This window comes from Blautia intestinihominis (assembly GCF_040096655.1).
Classification (GTDB): Bacteria; Bacillota; Clostridia; order Lachnospirales; family Lachnospiraceae; genus Blautia_A; species Blautia_A intestinihominis.
Genome location: NZ_JBBMEI010000223.1, coordinates 1 through 524, shown reverse-complemented (window position 1 = coordinate 524; position 524 = coordinate 1). Strand labels below are relative to the sequence as shown.

Here is a 524-nt window from a genome sequence, read left to right as displayed (position 1 = left end):
AGTAGAAAATCAAATGTGTTTTACTGTTGAGTTATCAAGTACACAACTTAATAACCATATTTCTGGTGTCGATGCGCTTGTGGGAAACACCCGTTCCCATCCCGAACACGACGGTTAAGACGCAAGCGGCCGATGGTACTGCATTGGAGACGATGTGGAAGAGCAGGTGGACGCCAGATCAAATGGGGATGTAGCTCAGTTGGGAGAGCACCTGCCTTGCAAGCAGGGGGTCGAGAGTTCGAATCTCTTCATCTCCACTTGAAATCGTAAGATTTCAAAGATGGGCTTATAGCTCAGCTGGTTAGAGCGCACGCCTGATAAGCGTGAGGTCGGTGGTTCGAGTCCACTTAAGCCCACTAGGGTATAAGTGATTTTTCTAGAGGAAAGGTCGACTTAAGCCCACTGGCTTATGTGAATTTAGCCGTGAGGTTAAGTGAGTAAGCCTAAATCGTACCTTGAAAACTGCATACATGTAAATTTGATTAAACTAATCAAATATCCTTGATATACAAACGTAAGATAGG

The 524-nt window shown here is 44.8% G+C and carries 2 tRNA genes and 1 rRNA gene; all 3 read left to right on the top strand.

What is annotated here, in order from left to right:
- Positions 1-61: 61 nt before the first annotated feature.
- Positions 62-179, top strand: a 5S ribosomal RNA gene (gene rrf, locus WMO75_RS19825).
- A 5-nt stretch (positions 180-184) separates the two neighbouring features.
- A tRNA-Ala gene (locus WMO75_RS19820) sits at positions 185-257 on the top strand.
- 25 nt (positions 258-282) lie between these two features.
- Positions 283-356 (top strand) — tRNA-Ile (locus WMO75_RS19815).
- Positions 357-524: the final 168 nt, after the last annotated feature.